The sequence below is a fragment of the Mesorhizobium sp. WSM4823 genome (genome assembly GCF_055811195.1).
Genome location: NZ_JBVVQL010000025.1, coordinates 1 through 16,112, shown reverse-complemented (window position 1 = coordinate 16,112; position 16,112 = coordinate 1). Strand labels below are relative to the sequence as shown.

Sequence of the window (16,112 nt, the reverse complement as noted above, 5' to 3'; positions counted from 1 at the left end):
CGGGCTCGATCAAAGCCCCTGCCAGGAGCTAAAAATGGCTGCCAAAGACGTAAAATTCTCCCGTGATGCCCGCGAGCGCATGCTGCGCGGCGTCAACATCCTCGCCGACGCGGTGAAGGTCACGCTCGGCCCCAAGGGCCGCAACGTCGTCATCGACAAGTCGTTCGGCGCCCCGCGCATCACCAAGGACGGCGTCACCGTCGCCAAGGAAATCGAGCTTGAAGACAAGTTCGAGAACATGGGCGCGCAGATGGTCCGCGAAGTCGCTTCGAAGACCAATGACATCGCCGGCGACGGCACCACGACCGCGACCGTTCTGGCGCAGTCGATCGTCCAGGAAGGCCACAAGGCCGTTGCCGCCGGCATGAACCCGATGGATCTGAAGCGCGGCATCGACCTCGCGGTAACCGACGTCGTTGCGACGCTGATCAAGAACGCCAAGAAGATAAAGACCTCGGAAGAGGTTGCCCAGGTCGGCACGATCGCCGGCAACGGCGACGAGTCGGTCGGCAAGATGATCGCGGAAGCGATGCAGAAGGTCGGCAACGAAGGCGTCATCACGGTTGAGGAAGCCAAGACCGCCGAGACCGAGCTCGAAGTCGTCGAAGGCATGCAGTTCGACCGCGGCTATCTCTCGCCCTACTTCGTCACCAACGCCGACAAGATGGTTGCCGAACTCGAGGACGTCTACATCCTCCTGCACGAGAAGAAGCTGTCCAACCTTCAGGCCATGCTGCCGGTTCTCGAAGCCGTCGTGCAGACCTCGAAGCCGCTGCTCATCATCTCGGAAGACGTCGAAGGCGAGGCTTTGGCCACGCTGGTCGTCAACAAGCTGCGTGGCGGCCTGAAGATCGCCGCCGTCAAGGCTCCGGGCTTCGGTGATCGCCGCAAGGCCATGCTGGAAGACATCGCCATCCTCACCGGTGGCCAGGTCATCTCGGAAGACCTCGGCATCAAGCTCGAGAACGTCGGCCTCAACATGCTCGGCCGCGCCAAGAAGGTGTCGATCTCCAAGGAGAACACCACCATCGTCGACGGCGCCGGCAAGAAGGAAGAGATCCAGGGCCGCGTCGCCCAGATCAAGCAGCAGATCGAAGAGACCACTTCGGACTACGACAAGGAGAAGCTGCAGGAACGTCTGGCGAAGCTCGCCGGCGGCGTTGCGGTGATCCGCGTCGGCGGCGCGACGGAAGTCGAAGTCAAGGAAAAGAAGGACCGCGTCGATGACGCCCTCAACGCGACCCGCGCGGCCGTCGAAGAAGGCATCGTTCCCGGCGGCGGCGTCGCACTCCTGCGCGCTTCGCTGAACATCAAGGCAACCGGCGCCAACTCCGACCAGACCGCTGGCATCAACATCGTGCGTCGTGCGCTGCAGGCTCCGGCCCGCCAGATCGCGGCCAACGCCGGTGCGGAAGCATCGATCGTTGCCGGCAAGATCCTTGAGAACAAGGGCGCGACCTTCGGCTACAACGCCCAGACCGGCGAATATGGCGACATGATCGCCATGGGTATCGTCGATCCGGTCAAGGTTGTCCGTACGGCTCTTCAGGACGCGGCTTCGGTCGCCGGCCTGCTGGTCACCACCGAAGCCATGATCGCGGAGGCTCCGAAGAAGGAGTCAGCTGGCGGCGGCGGCATGCCTGGCGGCATGGGCGGCGGCGGCATGGGCGGCATGGGCGGTATGGATTTCTAATCCAGCCTCTATCAGACTCCAGATACTGAAAGGGCGGCAGCGATGCCGCCCTTTTTTGACCAACTTCTCGGAACCACATCGTCGTAATGGCGCTTGATAACGCACCTCATGTCCGCTCCAGCACCCATCTCGTCCTTTGGCGCTCTCCTTGATGCAGTCAGCAATAGCTGGTACCGGTCACAAGTCTTTCGCGTGCTCGTTTACTGCAAATTCAAGCGCTTGGGTCAGAGTTACCGCCTTGGAGAATAGGAAGCCCTGAGCGGTTCTGCAGCCAAGCTTGTGCAGAATTTGTCGGTCTGCCTCTGTCTCCACGCCCTCGGCCATGACCTCGATCCCAAGCGTCCTACCAAGATCGATCACCGTTTTGACAAGCAGCCGGTCGTCTCGGGACCTTGCCAGACCGCGAACGAAGCCCTGGTCAATTTTCACCTTGCGTATCCGGCTGTCCTTGAGCGATGCCAATGTGGAAAAGCCGGTGCCGAAGTCATCGAGCGCGATGGAGATGCCGGCATGTGAAAGCCGTCCGAGCTTCTCATCCACTCTGTCCGGGTCCACAGGGGATTCTTCGGTGATCTCAATTTCGAACATCGTTGGTGGCAGGTCTTTTGCGGCCAAACCATTCAGAATCATATCGTCGATATCGCCGGCCTCCAGTTCGCGCGGTGAAACATTCATTGCCACACGTACATCACGGCGGTCAGCTTTCAACAAGCCGTCGATAAGAGCACAACAGTCCGCGAATACCGTATGGGTCAGCAGCTGAAGCATTCCGGTTTCGCGCGCGGCTGTGATGATTTCGGGCGGAGAGATGGCGCTATGAATCGGGTGGGTCCACCTCAGCAAGGCTTCGAAACCAACCAGGGCCTCGGTATCGAGTCTTACGATGGGCTGGAACCAAGAACTGAGGCTTCTCGTATTTATCGCCGAATGAAGGTCGCGTTCAATGGACTGGCGGCGATGCAGCTCCCTGTCGAGTTCGGCATCGAACAGGCAAAATTCGTTCCTGCCACGACGCTTAGCTGTGTAAAGGGCGATATCCGCCCGCAACAACATTTCTGTCAGCCCCGGGCTTTCAGCCAAGTATATTCCTAAAGATGCTCCGATCCGGACCGACGCGACCCCAGGATAGGGGCGAGCAAGTTTGGCTATGATGTTGGATGCGAGAATACTGGGAGAAGGAGAATTTCTGAGCGAGGGGAAAAAAAGCACAAATTCATCACCGCCGATACGGGCGAGCGTTGAGCCTGCGGGCGCTTCTTGCTCTATCCGGCGGGAGATCATGACGAGCAGTTCATCACCCGTCCTGTGGCCGTAGGTATCGTTGACAGACTTGAAACCGTCTAAGTCAATCAGCATTGCCACGAAGGGGCCGTCTGTGTTCTCGTACTGGCCGATTGCGTGTTCGAGGCCCCGTCTGTTGAGCAGGCCCGTCAAGTGGTCCTCCCTGGAATTGCGCTCCATTTCGGCCGCAAGCCGCTCGGCCTCATGTCTCAGGCGGCTCGCCTCGCGGAAGCGCGCTTGCCCTACAAACGAGCTTCGAACCAAGCCGCCCTCGAAGAGCAGAACCGCAAAAGCCAGAATGTAGTCTTCCAAGTTGCCTTTCGTCAGCAGCCATCCTGCAGTGATAAGGAGTGGCGGTGTGATGAAGTTGATCGCTGCCGCGGAATACGAACTGCCGTATGTTACCGCACCTGCTGAAATCCCCGCCAGAATGATCAGATGCAGCGCCGCTTGGGGTGTTGTGTATCCGGCCGTGAGGACGGCAGGAAAGGACCAGGCAAATCCTGCCACAAGAGCAAGAATGGCAAACCAGCGAAGCCGCTGCGAAATCCATATCAAATCGTCCTGATGACCCGTCTCATTTAGCTGATAATGGGCTAGTGCAAGGCGCGCGACATTTATAGCATTGATAATCAAGAACCAGACTGCGGCGGCAAAGCCGGCACCAGAAAGGGCCTGCACCATCAAAATCAGGCCTGATAGGATAGTGCTTATCGGCATCGACACGAAGAGACCGGCCCTCAAATCAGCGAGCTGATCCTGAAGAATTCTGGCATCCAGCGCGTCTTCTTTGTTCAGGGCCATAGATCAGTCAGCTTGCTTTCTGGTCTTCTTCCGGAGCGCAGATTTATGCACCCCCCCTGAAGGACGGGTTAACGATTCAGCGGGGCATCAGCCTTTTGCGTCGCTCAGCCAATGAGATGTCTGCGGAGAACTACAGCGGTCAAAGGAACGCGGCGTCGTGGTGTCCCGATTGGATTCGGCACGAAACTGGGATCTAGGAAGGAGCGGCACGGAAGCTGCGCTGGTCGTGCCGCCGAAGGCGATGCACAAGGGCTTCGCGATGCTCTTCACGGCCCCTGCGGCGGGTAATCTTCAGAGGGCGAGGTCAAGCAGCGTTTGGGATGGATGAGATTTCATCGAAGATACTTTCAGCCAAGCCAAGTGCCCGAGCGATCCGATCGCGATATCCCTTGTCGAAGGGATGGCCAGACTCAATCAGCCTGACCTCCTCTACCGTCAGTCCGCTCGTCACGGCGATCTCCTCGGTCGAATAGCCAAGATGTTCTCGATATGCCTGAATTGCGGGTTTTCCGTTTGAGATTGCGGTAAGTACTGTCTCGGGCAGCGCGAAAGGCGAAGCAGTCATTTTGCCTCCAAGCAGAGACCGGCCGTTCGAAGATGCGAAACAAGCGGCGGCCGATGTTGAGATAGGAGCCGAAAAAGCCCGAGCCGGCGGATCCAAAACGCGACCACTCTGGGCGTGGGAGGCGCTCCGCTAATGCGGCGGCCGCCACCGTTTAGATCAGACCTCATCTTCGAGGATTCCTATATAGCTACAAGAAGACGTTCGCGAGTGCGCCAACTTGATTGCGACCTGTAGAGGTGGACTGTCAGGTTCGACCGTATACGTCATCAAGCCGCACGATGTCATCTTCGCCGAGATACTCGCCGCTTTGGACCTCGATCATCACCAGGTCGATATTGCCGGGGTTCTCGAGCCGGTGTTTGTGACCGCACGGGATATAGGTGGATTGATTGGTGGTCAGGAGTAGCTCCTGGTCGCCGTTGACTATTTTCGCAGTGCCGCTGACCACGACCCAGTGCTCGGAGCGGTGATGGTGCATCTGCAGGCTCAAGCGCCCGCCAGGGTTCACCTCGATGCGCTTGATCTTGAAGCGCTCGCTTTCCTCCAGAACCGTGTAGGTGCCCCAGGGCCGGTGCACTGTACTGTGAAGTAAGTGTGCTTCATGTCCCGCAGCCTTGAGTCCCTCGAAGAGTTTCTTTACGTCCTGGACGCTATCGCGGGATGCGACAAGCAGGGCATCGGGGGAATCCACGATCACCAGGTCGCTGATACCGACGGTGCCGATGACTCTCTTGTCCGAGCTTATGTAACTGCGCATGGTGTCGATCATGTGAACATCGCCGCGAATCCTGTTTCCGTTCACGTCAGCGGCGACCAGTTCAGCCATTGCGTTCCACGACCCAATGTCATTCCACCCCATTTCGCAGGGAACGACGGAGAGATTGTGGGTTTTTTCCATCACCGCTCGGTCGAGTGAAATACGAGGAGCCATGGCGAAGTGCTCAGATGAGAGTTCGATGCTGGCAACATGGTCGCCGTGGCTGACGCGAGCATTCTCGTAGCTAGCGAGAACGGCATCGATCACCTCCGGACAATGCGCAGCCATTTCGTCGAGCATGACCTGCGCCTTGAAGCAGAAGATGCCGGCGTTCCAAAAGAAACGTTTGGAGGCGACATAGGATTTGGCGGTCTCGATGTCCGGCTTTTCGACGAAACGGACGACTTTTTCGCCATCGGCCTCGATGTAGCCGAATGCTGTGTCCGGCCTGTTCGGATTTATGCCCAGGGCAGCGATGTGCCCCTGCCGCGCATGCTCTATCGCCCGGCTCATGGCGCTTCGAAAAGCCGGCAGGTCGCCGATGATTTGGTCCGCCGGAAAAATGCACAGGATCGCATCCGGACCCTGTGTTGCCTTGGTGTGGATCGCCGCCGCGGCGACAGCGGCGGCCGTGTCCCGGCCCTCCGGCTCGAGCAGGAAGGTGCGCGGCAGCACAACAGACTCCAGCTCGTTAAAATCGTCTTTCGTGAGGTAGAGGTGGGCCTTGGAGGTCACGGTGACGAGTTCGGCGACCCCCTCTATCGAAACCGCACGCAACACGGTGTGCTGAATGAGCGAATGCCCGTCCGCCACCTTGAGGAAAGGCTTAGGATGCGATTGCCTGGAGGCAGGCCACAGCCGCGAGCCGGCCCCGCCGCTGATAATGACCGGAACCACTTTCATCAAATGCTCCCTATCGTCTGTGACGCGGATGCCAATGCCCTTTTCAGCACCGAGGCGACGATCGCCGTGGCTCTGCTCTCGGTCGAAGCTTCCGAATAGCAGCGCAATTCCGGTGCATTGCCGGAAGGCCGCAGATGTATGATCTCATCTGTGCTCATTCGAACCCTGAGGCCGTCGGTTTCGTCGACTTCGGCTACGGTCCCGAACGGAGCGAGAAATTGCCGCAGCGCGTCGTGGTCTGCGAGGCGATCCATCAATCTGCGCGAAGTTTCCGCAGAGAAGTCTTGAAGGCGTTCGCTCGCGCACGCCGGAAGGTTCCAAAACCCGCGCAGTTGCGACAGCTTCTTCTTTGTCGATGCCATGGTACCGAGAACAGCTAGGATTGGGAGCAGCGAGTCCCGCGTCGGCAGTGCGGTCAGCGTCTTCCCGTTCACCGTGCAATCCGAGCCTAGCAGAACACCGCCATTGGCCTCAAAACCGAGGACGATGCCGGCGGCGCCGCCTGAGGCTTCCATGGCTTCGATGACAAATGGAGAGCCGACCTTCGACCTCCGGACTTCGAAACCAAGAGCTTTCGTGATGCCCGAATTGGAGGTCACTGGCGTCACGACCGTGTCTGCCTTCAGGAAGAGAGCCGTTGCGAGCCCAATCAGGTCGCCGCGAAAAAGATCGCCATTTTCATCAGCGATGAGTGGCCGATCAGCGTCCGCATCGGTCGACACGATGGCATCGAGACCGAATTCACGGACCCATTTCTTCAATTTTGACATTGTTGCCGAGTCCACGGCTTCGGTATCGACAGGTACGAAGGTTCCGGTTTTCCCGACCGCGATCACGCTGGCACCAAGCGATTGAAGGACCTGTACCAACAGTTCCGCCGCGACCGAACTGTGCTGGTAGACACCAAGTCTCATGCCGGAAAGGGAGTCCGGTTCCAGTATGTCATTGGCGCGCTCTCGATAACAGCCGATCGCTTCCTCATGGCGCATAGGCCACGTCGCTCCCAGCGGAGCCGGTGGCAAGCAATATGCAGCTGATCTTTCGCCTACAAAGCGCGTCATCGCGGCCTCATCCGCCTTGGTGATTTCACCATTCGGACCATAGAATTTGATGCCGTTGCGATCGGCTGGAATGTGCGACCCGGTGACCATAAGAGCGGCCGTGCCGTGTCTGCGTGCATATAGTGCCAAGGCAGGCGTAGGTATGGCGCCGCAATCGATCGGCTGAAAACCATTTGCGGCCAACGCTGCCATGCAATTGTTGACTATCGCCTGACTGCTGTCACGTAAGTCGCGGCCTATGAAGACCGAACTATTCGACTGAACCCGCCTCGAAATCAAACGCCAAGCGAAAGCTTCGGTATAAAGTCCGCTGGCTTTGCCGACCAATTCCGAATCCGAACCTCGAACGCCGCTTGACCCGAATTTCATGACTTCGCTTTGCTGGTGGGCAGGGTGAGTAATGTTGCAGTGCTTATTGAAAGCGCCATCGCTCTCAGCCACCTGCAGTTCAGATATGCGGTTCCAGTAACGGCCGATCAAATTTCAAGATCGATCCAAACAGGAGCTCAGAACGGGAGGTTTCTCGCCACCCAAGGCTACCGGATTCTAGCGGACCCTATGGCTCGCTCTATCACGAGAGCCGTGAGGCCCATTCTGAGGTCCGGCCGGGCATGCACAGTTCTCCTCTTCCATCGGGATCTCTGGCCCGCTCATCTAATGATCTAAGGCAGTGGTTGATTGATCGGCCTGCCGGTATTTCGCTATGCAGCATCATGACAAGTCGGTAAACTTGGTTGTTTGGATTGGATGCATCCATGCCATGGATGGGGCTAGAAAGCCGTCTTGACCAGCATCGTAGAACCCTGCGATTTTAGGTGATGAGTCAGCTAGAGGGCTGGCTGAACATGGCGTGACTTCGGGCGCTAGACCAAGCAATGTCTTGCCCTGCAACGCCTCAAGTCTGGGAAAGTTGTTTCTGGAGTTGCGTTGGATCAAGGCCTATCCCAAACAAGTTGACGCTGTCGTCGTCCCCGTGGTCCACGCCTTCGGCCTTGTCTGCATCCATTCTCTTTTCGGCAACGTAACAGCCGCTTCACTGGAAGCCGATTCGCCACGGGCTTGCCATGCGCCGCTTCAACCGGCGAGAGCGCTGGCTGCAACTCCGTCAAGGAAGCGGTCACCACCGCGAACATGGCGCGCCAAGAGTTCGGCACGAGGAAGCGCAAGGTGCTGATGCCGTAGTGAGCGCCATCGGTTCTGCCCTCGGGCCGATCAATATGAGGGCGCTGCCCTCGATGCGCCTCGCATGCTGCCACCGTCATGGAGCTCGGCTTTGACGCTGTGCTTCTGACACGGCGGTCGCCAAGGCGGCCGATCCCGTCGGCATGGCGCGCCCGTTCGGCTCGGGAATGCTCGAAGCGTCCCCTCCACTCCCGTGATCGGCATGGCGGCGTTCTAGCTGATTGTGGACAGCGTTGCCTGGATCCAACGGCTGGTGACGCTCGGCGTGAAGCTGGTGCAGCTTCGCATCAAGACTCTGGATGAGGCCGAGTTGCGGGCTACTGGGCGGCACATACGTCAGCTTTGGCTACGGCTATTCACAGGCTGCTGCGGATCACCTTCGACCACAGTTACATACTAATCTCGATTTGATTGTTGAACCTCGATCCAAGAGCAGCAGTTCTGACGTCAAGCTCCTTAACCGATGTCGAATGAGGTTGGCCTCATGGCACGCGCAAGCGGAGCACCATGGCCAGCCATTGTGCTCCAATCCGTGCGATCTCTGGGCAAACGGACCCTACGAGCTGCCAACAAGAGCCGCCGAGTTGCGTCAGACTGACTCTTTGTTTTTGCTCCACCTCTCCTAAGCCCGCTGCAGTTGTCGCACCGGCTCTGGTCTTGCCGACTCAGGCCGTGAATGGGTTTCAGACGCCACCGCCATGAAAGCCTGAAGTGCCGCGGAGAGATACTCGTCGCTCCGCGTCACAAAAACAGTCGGCGCCGACCGCAGGTTATCAGGTAGCTGATGTATGATGACCTGTCCGTCGGCTGCCGCATCCTGAACGACCCCCCGAGGTAGCATGGCCATCCCTATCCCGGCGGCGACGCAGCCGATGATCCCGTCCATTGTTCCGAGTTCCATCCAGCGGCCATGCGTCACCCCACACGCCGCCAGGAACATGTCCATGCGCCGGCGGTAGGAACAGCCTGATCGAAAGGCGAGAACCTTCAGAGCCGGTGATGCGGCCAAGGCCTTCAGATCCGAAAGCTCGCGAAACCGCGGCGGGGAGATCACAACGAGCTCCTCTTCGACGATCGATAGGCTCTTCAGTTCGGGATGAGCGATGGGACCGGAGACGAACGCGCCATCCAGTTTGCGTGCAACGACGTCGCCGACGAGCTTTTCAGTCGGTGCAGCCTCCACTAGTACGTCGACCTCTGGATATTCTGCAGCATAGCGGATCAGGATCGGCGGAAGGCGAAGCGCTGCAGTGGTCTCCATCGAGCCGATCCTGAGCAAACCGCAAGGCGTACCGCGGTCTGTGACGACGCGCTTGGCTTCGTCCAGAAGCTCTCCGACGCGCTCCGCATAGGGAACGAGCTGAATGCCGGTGGCTGTCAGTGTGACCCCTTGCCTGGAGCGATGAAAAAGCGGAGCACCGATTTCCTCCTCAAGCGATTTTATTCTCGCGGTGACGTTGGATTGCACCGTGTTGAGTACACCGGCAGCCCCTCCGATACTGTTTGCTCTCACAACCGCCTGGAAAAACCTGAGGTCGGCGCTGTTCATCAGCCATCTCCTTTTCAGATGAAAAACATCTGATCTAATCATTTGTCTTAAGTCAAGTGTCGCAATAGCGTCAAAGAAAAATTTCCCGGGAACTTCCTCAAGCTGGGAGAAGTACAGATGACGATACGAACGCGTCTGACGAAATTTTTCGAAATCGAGCATCCCATCATCCTTGCTCCGATGACACCGGCCGCCGGTGGCGCACTTGCGTCCGCCGTCGCCGACGCCGGCGGTCTGGGCCTGTTGGGTGGGGGATATGCTGATCGTCAATGGTACGAAACAGAGTCGTCGCTTATCACCAATGAACGCGTTGGCTGCGGGTTCATCGCCTGGGCAGTCGAAGCCGACCTTGATCTGTTTGACCGCGCACTTGCGGAGCGACCGTCCGCGATGATGCTTTCGTTTTCGGATCCGGCGAAGCTCGCGGCACGGGTCAGGCAGGCGGATGTTCCGCTGATTTGCATGATCCACACACTCGAACATGCCAGGCGCGCAATCGACATTGGCGCCGACGTTCTTATTGTTCAGGGGACCGAGGCCGGCGGCCATGGCCTGGTCGCGCGGTCAACCATGCCCTTCGTTCCAGCAGTCGTGGATCTGGTGGCAAAGATTTCGCCTTCTGTCATTGTCGTGGCGGCAGGCGGCATTGCCGACGGTAGGGGCCTGGCCGCTTCGCTGATGCTAGGAGCAGACGGGGTCCTGATGGGAACCAGGTTCTGGGCTACGCGAGAGTCGCTCATTCATCAGGCGGCCAAGGACAAGGTAGTCGCTGCCTCTGGCGACGAGACAATCCGGACTTCCGTCTACGATATCGTCCGTCAGAAGGCTTGGCCGGCGTCCTATACCGGCCGACTGCTCAAAAACGGCTTCATCGACAAGTGGCACGGGCGGGAAGAAGAGCTGCGCACACTGCATTCCGAAGAATTGTCGAAAGTCGAGGCGGCATGGGCCTCTGGCGACTATGACACGGCCAACGTGACTGTCGGTGAGGCGGTGGGCCTCATCAACGATCTGCCATCGGCGAAGGACATCGTCCGCCGAACGGTGCGCGAGGCAAGCGAAAGACTTGGCGTCTACGCATTCGATCAGCGCATCGCGAACTGAGTACCACGGCCCTGAAGAAGAGGGCCGACCGCTTCCAAAAACATAAAAGGGGAACCGCAGCATGCAACAGCTACAGGAAAGGGGCGACTCCGCCCCAAAAAAACCAGGTATCTGGATCGTCGTCCTTGCATCAAGCGCCGGCACCGTCATCGAGTGGTACGACTTCTATCTTTACGGAAGTCTGGCGATTTTCTTCTCAACGCTCTTCTACCCTGCCAATGAACCCACGGCAGCTGTTCTGATCAGCGTCGCTACCTTTGCCACGGGCTTCCTCGTGCGCCCATTGGGAGCCCTGCTGTTCGGCAGCATCGGCGACCGCGTCGGACGTAAGAGCACGTTCTTGATGACGCTCATTCTGATGGGCATTGCGACCGCGCTCGTCGGCGTCTTGCCAACCTTTGAGACTGCGGGATATTTCGCTCCGATCGCTCTTGTGGTCCTTCGGCTGATCCAGGGATTGGCGATCGGCGGCGAATACGGCGGCGCCGCCGTTTACGTTGCAGAACACGCACCGGCGAACCGGCGCGGGTTCTTCACGAGCTTTATCCAGACAACGGCAACCGTCGGCTTTTTTCTCGCGATTGTTGTCGTGCTTACGTGCCGGCTGTCGCTCGGCGAAGAGCTCTTCAAGCAGTGGGGTTGGAGAATTCCCTTCTTGCTATCATCCGTTTTGATCGTGCTGTCCCTTTATCTGCGCCTCAAGCTTAGCGAATCCCCGGTCTTCGAGGAGCTTCGTAAAGGCGGGAAAACCGCAAAGAGCCCAATCCGTGAGAGTTTCGCCACCGGTCATGGCGTGCGTTATGCAGCCTTTGCACTGTTCGGGGCGACTGCGGGCTTGGGGTGCGTCTGGTATACAGGCCAGTTCTACGCGCTGTATTTCATGCAAAGCGTGCTGAAGCTTGACTTCCTGACAGCGAACCTTTGCCTTGCTACTGCTTTGATGATCGGAACGCCCCTCATCGTTTTCTTCGGCGCCTTGTCCGACCGGATCGGCCGCCGTCAGTTGATTGTCACCGGTTTCATTCTTGCAGCCGCGTTCTATGTTCCAATCTATCAGGGCATCGCCGCCGCCGCCGCTGCCCAGAACTTCGTTTTGGTAACAGCGCTGATCGTCGCCCAACTCGTTTTCGTCGGATTGGTCTATGGCCCCATGGCAGCTTTCCTCGTCGAGCTCTTCCCGGCGAAGTTGCGCTACACCTCGCTCTCGCTGCCCTATCACGTCGGCACAGGCGTGTTTGGCGGCCTTGTTCCCCTCGTCAGCCTGTCGCTGGTTGCCTACACGGGCAACATCTATGCGGGCCTGGCCTATCCCATTGCGATCGCGATCATGAGCGCAGTCGTAAATGTTCTCTGGTTCCCCTGCGCGCTGCCTGGGGAGCCAGAGGCTGCCCCAACCGGGCTACCTGCCAGAGCAATCTGAAATCTTCACGGGGACGCCGAGTGCGCGCCCCCGCCCTCTTTGCTATTTCAGAGGACGACCCATGCCGCTGATAAAAATAACCTTCTGAAGGGCCGATCGCCTGGGGAGCAGGAAAAGATCCTCGACTGCATCCATGAGGCGGTGGTCAGAGCTTTCCAAGTACCGCCCGCCGATCGCTATCAGATCCTGATCGGACACCAGAGAGCGCGTATGCGCGCGGAGGATACCGGCCTTGGCCTTTTTCGCAGCGACAGGCTGATCATTATCGAGGTGATCTCGCGAGCGCGGTCAACTGACGACAAACAGGGCCTTCTATCGTTTCGTTGCAAGAGGGCTTTTTGGATGTGTGTGCGATCGACCTGCAGATGTTGTGGTCAGTATCGTAGAAAATGGTGACGCGGATTGGTCCTTCGGCCTTGATCGAGCTCACTTCATAACCGCGAGCTTCGCGGAAATTACGCATCGCGGCGGTGAAAGACGTCAAAGCTGATGCCAGTCCGACACGGCCGGCCATCAGCTTTGACCGGCCGCGCAAATTCCAAACAACAAGGAGAGAGAGAGCAGTTATGAAACAACTACACCGAACCGTTGCAGCGTCACTGGGAATGCTGATGACAACTTTTTTAGTTTCGGCGCAAGCCAAGGAGGCCATCATCAAGTTCCAGGTCGAAGGCCAGACAATCGTAGGCACGATGGTCACGCCTGATGATGTCGCGAATCCTCCCGTCATCCTGATGCTTCACGGTTTCACCGGCAGCCGCAACGAATGGAGTTCAGGGGCGGTGAAGGAAGGCCTGTTCGGGCGTGCCGCGCCGGTGCTCGCAAAGGATGGTATCGCTTCGCTTCGGATCGATTTTCGCGGCAGCGGCGAGAGTGACGGCAAATTCGAAGACATGACCGTCGAAACCGAGATAACGGACGCACAAGCGGCGCTCGACTTCCTATCGACGAATGACAGCGTTGACGGCAAACGCATTTCGTTGATGGGAATGAGCCTAGGCGGTGCGGTCACGACAGCAGTTGCCGGCCGGACGAAAACGCCTTTAAAGTCTGTCGTGCTCTGGAATCCCGGCATCAATCTTCCGGCAGCGTTCATCTCCATATTTGGCGAGAGGCAGATGGCGGAAGCTGTGACAGTGGGCGATAAAGTCTATCCGGCCAAGCGCGTCGGAGATGGGAAGGAAATTCCCTTGAAAGGCCGCTTCTTCGAGAGCCTCTACGCGGTGCAGCCTGCCGGCGAAATCTCGCGCTACAAGGGGCCGCTATTCCTCGCGGTGGGCACGCGCGATAGCATCGTCTTTCCCCAACCCGTTCTCGCCAAGTCGTTGCTGGCTTATCACGACGGTCCGGAAGAACTGTGGGCTGAACCCGTTGATCATGGTTTCGGCGTTGAACAGAGTGCCAAGACCGTGGACAAGCTGATCTTAGCGACGGTCGCCTTCCTAAAGTCCAACGGCGAATAGCCTGCGCGTCGAACGGCGCTCGCTCGGCCGCCAATGCCGCCGGATTGGCGGCCTCCAAGCGAAAGCGGTCATGCTCGCCTGTGGGTTATCCTTCGTGCAGGATGCCTGCCCGCGTGAACCTCCCCGGTTCCCGAGTACATCCGCCCCATGACGACCGTAAGAAAAATTCGAGCTGATCGTGGGCCGCTCGCTGGCTGAAGACGGCGCGGCTATTATCGCGAGCTGCAACGGCGTAGAGTCTCGACTCTCTCGAGAAGCACCCAATCACGATATTACCTCCGATACCGGCAGTTGGGAAGAAGTCCGGTCGCAGGCGGAAATGATCGCAGGCGAGCGAGCATGTTCTCGACATCCATATTCCATGCGCAATGGAAGCTGCTTCCTTCCGCGTCAACCCGATCCTGCCCCGCAATTGCGCACAGGATTGCTGGCCGGCGTCGCCATCGTCGAGCGCGCCGGGCCTGCGATGCTCGAGATGCTTCACACCGGTACGAGGGGAGCACCAGGTTTTGTGGGGTGGTCAAGACGCGCGGATCATCCGCCGTTCTCGCGATTGTCGTTCGCCGGGGTACCATTGTCGGAAGCTCGACCGCAGGGCCATCCAAGTCTGCGTGCGGGTTTTCAGCGAAGATGTGTTGCAAAGTCTTCGGTAACCAGGCGCATGGCACGGCCTCTGGTAGTTTCGCCGGAGAGTTCAGATGTTCAAGGGCCGCCATTTCGACCAGTCCGCCATTCTGCTTTGCGTTCGCTGGGATCTGGCCTACGGCTTGAGTCTTCGAGATTTGAAGGAATGATGGCCGACCGCGGCATCAGTATCGCCGGTTATGGCCATGGTGCAGCGACCGACCTCACGACCGGCGCTCCGGCCGGTGACGCGCGTGCCGCGGTCGTGACCGGTCTCTCAGCGCGAGCAAGCGAACGCGTCATTGAAGCGCAGATCGAGTCGAGAGCTCACTTGATGAGCGACGAGTGGAAGCATTCATGGCCATTGGTGAGAACTTTGCCAAGCGCGAGACGGTGAAACATACCAGTGGTGAGTGTGTTCGCGATGCCGTCCACGGCAATTCGGTAGAGGGCTTCAACGCCCGCTTCCGCCATACCATCGCCGGCGTCTTTCATCATATCAGCCCGCAGCATGCCGACCTGTATTTCCACGAGGTTAGCCTCCGACGGTCACAGCGTGCTATCCGGGAGCGCCGTTCGGCAAGGCATGGTCTAGAAGTCTTGAGGACCATCTGGTCGCGCGTGCCGCCGGCGCTGCAACTATTGAGCGTTTTCGCGCTGCCACGGGGCGTCAGGCGCTGAAGCCTGGGGTGGAAGAATCATTAACAAATCAACCGTAGCTGCCTTTGGTTGCTAAATGCCTCGCGCGATTTTGAGCAGTTCTTCTCCCGACCCCATCATGCGAGCATCGTGTGACGTTTTGGCAAAGCGAGAGGCATCCCACAGTTGGGGAACTCGGCTGCTGCGGGTAACCTTCGACGGCGGCCACGCTTACTGATCTCGATTTGATTGTTGAACCTCGGTCTTAAGAGCAGCAGTGCTGACCTCAAGCTTCTTAACTGATGTCGAAATGAGTTTGGCCGCACGGCACGCGCAAGCGGAGCACCCTGGCCAGCCATTGTGCTCCAATCCGTGCTGTTTGCTCTCACACCCGCCCGGAAAAACCTGAGTTCGGCGCTGTTTATCAGCCATCTCCTTTTCAGATGAAAAACATCTGATCTAATCGTTTGTCTTAATTCAAGTGTCGCAATAGGGTCGACGAAATTTCCGGGAACATTGAAGGAAAGCCAAGCCATGCGCCAAGCAGCGCCCCGCTTTGCACTCGATCACATGGCGACGGCCGGACTCGACGTCAGGGCACTTTTCGCTGTTGCCCGTGACCAGGGCCTGACCGATGTCCAGATCCGCAGCCAACCGTACAGCAATGCTATTGCACGCGGCATGCCGGCGGCGGACGTCCGGGCTGCCGCCGGCGAAGCAGGCGTTGGGATCATTTCCATTAATGCCTTGCAGCGCTTCAACGAGTGGACACCCGCCCGCAAGACCGAGGCGAGCAAGCTCGCCGATTATGCGGCGGCCTGCGGAGCCGAGGCGCTCATGCTAATGCCGGTCAACGACGGCTCCTGGCCCGCCAATGGCGAGCGCAGGGGCGATCTCCGCTTTGCCTTGAAGGCGCTCAAGCCGATCCTCCAGTCGCGCGGCCTGATCGGTCTAATCGAGCCGCTGGGCTTCCAGACCTGCTCACTTCGATCGAAGAACGAAGCGGCTAAGGCCATTGCCGCCATTGATGGCCAGTCCGTCTTCCGCCTCGTGCACGACACATTTCA

General features: G+C 58.6%; 11 protein-coding genes and 4 pseudogenes. 10 read left to right on the top strand and 5 right to left on the bottom strand.

What is annotated here, in order from left to right; genetic code table 11:
* Positions 1-34 precede the first annotated feature (34 nt).
* Positions 35-1,693 (top strand): chaperonin GroEL, encoded by a 1,659-nt coding sequence (groL, locus tag AC0L26_RS30820; protein ID WP_473635935.1) that lies wholly within the window; start codon positions 35-37, stop codon positions 1,691-1,693.
* Between the two features lie 177 nt (positions 1,694-1,870).
* Here the strand turns inward: groL and AC0L26_RS30815 are convergent, their stop codons facing one another.
* From AC0L26_RS30815 to AC0L26_RS30800, 4 genes are all read right to left on the bottom strand, one after another.
* Complete coding sequence (locus AC0L26_RS30815) at positions 1,871-3,778, bottom strand: putative bifunctional diguanylate cyclase/phosphodiesterase (RefSeq protein WP_473635934.1); 1,908 nt, start codon at positions 3,776-3,778, stop codon at positions 1,871-1,873.
* A 304-nt stretch (positions 3,779-4,082) separates the two neighbouring features.
* Positions 4,083-4,343, bottom strand: a complete 261-nt coding sequence (locus tag AC0L26_RS30810) for a helix-turn-helix domain-containing protein (RefSeq protein WP_404926262.1) — start codon at positions 4,341-4,343, stop codon at positions 4,083-4,085.
* A gap of 244 nt (positions 4,344-4,587) precedes the next feature.
* Positions 4,588-6,003: a mannose-1-phosphate guanylyltransferase/mannose-6-phosphate isomerase gene (locus AC0L26_RS30805; protein WP_473565015.1), complete on the bottom strand. Its 1,416-nt coding sequence runs from the start codon at positions 6,001-6,003 to the stop codon at positions 4,588-4,590.
* Positions 6,003-7,433 (bottom strand): phosphomannomutase, encoded by a 1,431-nt coding sequence (locus AC0L26_RS30800; RefSeq protein WP_473635946.1) that lies wholly within the window; start codon positions 7,431-7,433, stop codon positions 6,003-6,005. The genes AC0L26_RS30805 and AC0L26_RS30800 overlap by 1 nt, the downstream gene beginning before the upstream one ends.
* Before the next feature lie 717 nt (positions 7,434-8,150).
* Between AC0L26_RS30800 and AC0L26_RS30795 the strand changes: the two are divergent.
* Both AC0L26_RS30795 and AC0L26_RS30790 read left to right on the top strand, forming a co-directional pair.
* Positions 8,151-8,463, top strand: a pseudogene (locus AC0L26_RS30795) (beta/alpha barrel domain-containing protein); the annotation flags it as partial.
* Positions 8,464-8,565, top strand: a pseudogene (locus tag AC0L26_RS30790) (thiamine phosphate synthase); the annotation flags it as partial.
* Between the two features lie 303 nt (positions 8,566-8,868).
* On the opposite strand, the gene AC0L26_RS30785 reads toward AC0L26_RS30790, so the two are convergent.
* A complete protein-coding gene (locus AC0L26_RS30785) occupies positions 8,869-9,957 on the bottom strand; it encodes a LysR family transcriptional regulator (protein ID WP_473635933.1) in 1,089 nt (362 codons plus the stop codon).
* Here AC0L26_RS30785 and AC0L26_RS30780 point away from each other — a divergent pair.
* The 7 genes and pseudogenes from AC0L26_RS30780 to AC0L26_RS30750 form a co-directional block, all read left to right on the top strand.
* Entirely contained in the window at positions 9,913-10,899 is a 987-nt protein-coding gene (locus AC0L26_RS30780; RefSeq protein WP_473635932.1) for an NAD(P)H-dependent flavin oxidoreductase, read from the top strand. The two genes, AC0L26_RS30785 and AC0L26_RS30780, sit on opposite strands and share 45 nt — an antisense overlap.
* 61 nt (positions 10,900-10,960) lie before the next feature.
* On the top strand, positions 10,961-12,319 hold the full coding sequence (locus AC0L26_RS30775) for an MFS transporter (protein ID WP_473606766.1): 1,359 nt from the start codon (positions 10,961-10,963) through the stop codon (positions 12,317-12,319).
* Positions 12,320-12,358: 39 nt separating this feature from the next.
* The gene (locus tag AC0L26_RS30770) at positions 12,359-12,715 is read left to right on the top strand and encodes a tautomerase family protein (protein WP_473635931.1); all 357 of its coding nucleotides are present in this window, start codon (positions 12,359-12,361) and stop codon (positions 12,713-12,715) included.
* A 170-nt stretch (positions 12,716-12,885) separates the two neighbouring features.
* Positions 12,886-13,782: an alpha/beta hydrolase family protein gene (locus tag AC0L26_RS30765; protein ID WP_473635930.1), complete on the top strand. Its 897-nt coding sequence runs from the start codon at positions 12,886-12,888 to the stop codon at positions 13,780-13,782.
* Positions 13,783-14,480: 698 nt separating this feature from the next.
* A pseudogene (locus AC0L26_RS30760) lies at positions 14,481-14,599 on the top strand (IS6 family transposase); the annotation flags it as partial.
* 27 nt (positions 14,600-14,626) lie between these two features.
* Positions 14,627-15,142 (top strand): annotated as a pseudogene (locus AC0L26_RS30755) (transposase); the annotation flags it as partial.
* A gap of 437 nt (positions 15,143-15,579) precedes the next feature.
* The coding region (locus AC0L26_RS30750) for a TIM barrel protein (RefSeq protein WP_473635929.1) at positions 15,580-16,112 on the top strand (533 nt) is incomplete at its 3' end.